The organism is Pseudomonas sp. BGI-2 (genome assembly GCF_004310295.1).
Taxonomy (GTDB): Bacteria; Pseudomonadota; Gammaproteobacteria; order Pseudomonadales; family Pseudomonadaceae; genus Aquipseudomonas.
This window is the reverse complement of record NZ_SISB01000089.1, coordinates 1-2,576: the sequence shown is the minus strand read 5'-3', so window position 1 is coordinate 2,576 and position 2,576 is coordinate 1. Positions and strand designations below refer to the sequence as shown.

Annotated in this window: 2 pseudogenes; both read left to right on the top strand. The window is 52.0% G+C overall.

Annotated features, from left to right (window positions below):
* A pseudogene (locus EYC95_RS30290) lies at positions 1 to 1,920 on the top strand (hypothetical protein); the annotation flags it as partial.
* A pseudogene (locus tag EYC95_RS29940) lies at positions 1,920 to 2,576 on the top strand (hypothetical protein); the annotation flags it as partial. The pseudogenes EYC95_RS30290 and EYC95_RS29940, both read left to right, overlap by 1 nt.

The window sequence follows — 2,576 nt, the reverse complement described above, 5'->3', positions numbered from 1 at the left end:
CCCACCGTGAAAACGGTTAACGAGGGCGATGGTTGTTTACGCGCTGAACACCTCGCTGTATTCGAAACCGACCCAGGTCCTTACTACCCGCAGGTCGAACACCTCGACGGGCACTTGCTGGAAGGGTCGCTGGCCAGCGGCAGCCTGAACAGCACACTGACTGGCCAATCGAAAGCGGCGGCCGGCACCCTGCTAAGCATCTACGAAAATATTGCAGGCGCCATTGAAACCGCCATCAGCGCGGTGAACAAACCGTCCGGGCCACAAACCACCCACGCCCCTACCAGCGCCTATCTGCATGGCCTGGGCGTGGGGCTGTTGCGCAGCCTGATGCCTAAGACTTTTGGCGAGATGCACTTCATCAATCGCCGTGATGCTGATCCGCAGCGGTATTACATCTTTGGCCTGTCCGATGTGCCGTCCGGCGAGCAGCGGCCACGGCGGGTTATTGGTGAGTATTTGAATGCCCGGGGCGAGCTATTGAAGGTGGGGAATATTGATGCGTTCGAGACACCGGGCGTCCCTCGCACAGGTAATTACAAACTGCTGGCGATGCCGGTGGACCATCCGACGGTGCGCAACCTTAGTGCGCTGAATCAGCGGATTAATGTGGTTCATAAAGAGGATGTGGAAGCTCGGGGGACGGACAACGCGAGAGTGAAAAGTGCGTTGCAGCGGGGAGTGGATGAGCATGTCGAGTTGGCTAACAGCCGGGTTTATCGGGTGCTGGGCTCGTTGCCGTTTGCGGTGGGGGTTTTGATGTTGGAGGTTTGGAATCTGCGGATGGAGTGGCAGGGGCGGGAGCAGGTCGCGCGGGAGAAAGGGTTATTTCGCGTCAACATTGGCGCATTCGGAGCAGGGGTGGATCTAGCTATCGCTTTGGAAATGCTGACTGTAAAACTTGCCGGCACCCAATCTGTTTTAGCGGCTGGTCGCAAGGTTCTTTTTACTATTTCGGATGAGGCCGCGAAAACATTGGGTTCTCTAGCAGTCGAGTATTTAGTAAAGGAATTTACCGTGCGACTGGTTGCGCAAATAACCAGTGGTTTGGTTCTTACTGCCATTTGCCTGAAAGACGCCTGGTATGCATGGACATGGGGCGATGACGCGAGTTGGGCATATCTCATGATGGCCGTGGGTGGAGCAATCAGCGCTCTCAGTGGCGTGGTTATCAGTACCGTCACCTTTCTTGGTCTTGGTCCGGCAGGTTGGGTAGCGCTGATATTGATCGTGATAGGTGCAGGACTGGCTTGGTGGCTGACCGACAAGCCCATCGAAGAATGGCTGGTCAATGGCCCTTTCGGCACTCAAGTTCACTCAGGCAACGCGCACCTGCTTGATCCGCAGCGTGGTTTCTACTACCTGATCAGTTTATTTGCCGACATTCGCATTAACGTGGGCACCAACCCTAAATTCGTCCCCAATGCCAAACACGACGTTCACGCAAAAACGCCTTTTCAAGTTATCTCGTCCAATACCTGCATTCGCATGGAAAGTAATTTACCGGGTTTAATTACCAACTTTGGCACCCTCAACATCAATGCTCATTGCCGACTCAATACATTCGAAACTATAGGCGGCCGTATAAAAAGTGAAACCGTGCCATTCCAAAAACTAATTAATAGTCAACTCGTCTCACCCAAAGCGCAAAGGCTGATACCGCAGGGCCTAGAACTGTTCTTCGCAACCCCACCGAGCTATGCCTTTGACTTAGCGACACGCTCATCTGGCATTGAGCAGCAATGGCAAGTGAGAGCGCAGTGTGTATTGGAACAAAAAAATAAACGCTGGCACTTTCCTGCGCCGCCACCCAAGGACGGCACGCCATTCGACGCAACCCACAACAAACCCGACTTCGACAGTGAAGGTTCACTTTACTGGGCAGACGAAGTGACAAATAAATCACGGAACAGTAACTAATGACTGATGAATCGTGGTACGCCAAGACTGCCTATGGGTCGAATGAAGTACCCCAACAAGAACGCTCGGCTGAACGTCCGTGGATCATGCGTTTTGCCAAGGCCAGACTGCCTTGGGGCAATGCAGATGACATAACGTCTGTAAGCCTTCTCGAAAAATTCTCACCAAAAAAACTCCGACTTCATGAAGGATTCAAGAAAGAACGTGAAGAGAAAACAGCCTCAGAAGCCTATTCTCCGAGCCCATACGAACTTATTGACTTTCACATAAGGGATGACCACGAACGATTTAGGTATGCACTTCTCCCCGCAAGCTCTCACTTCTGGCTATATATGAAGTTTTTTGGTAAGTGGTTCTTTTACATACTTTTCATATTTAGTATTCCAAGTCACTTCGTGATGACTTCAGCAACAACAGAACCATTCTGGGAACTAACAAAACGCTCAGCAATCGAGTATTACTCTTGGCTTCTCGGCCTACCACTTCTGTCCTGGGCAATCGGTTCAATAGTCATAAAACACTTCCCCAGCCTCTGGATAAACCCCCCCCGAGGCCCCATCTGGGAACTCAACCGCCGCACCGGCCTGGTCACCGTCTTCGACTACAAAAACAACGGTGAATATAAAAAGAACGGCACCATCGGTGAACTCACCGCG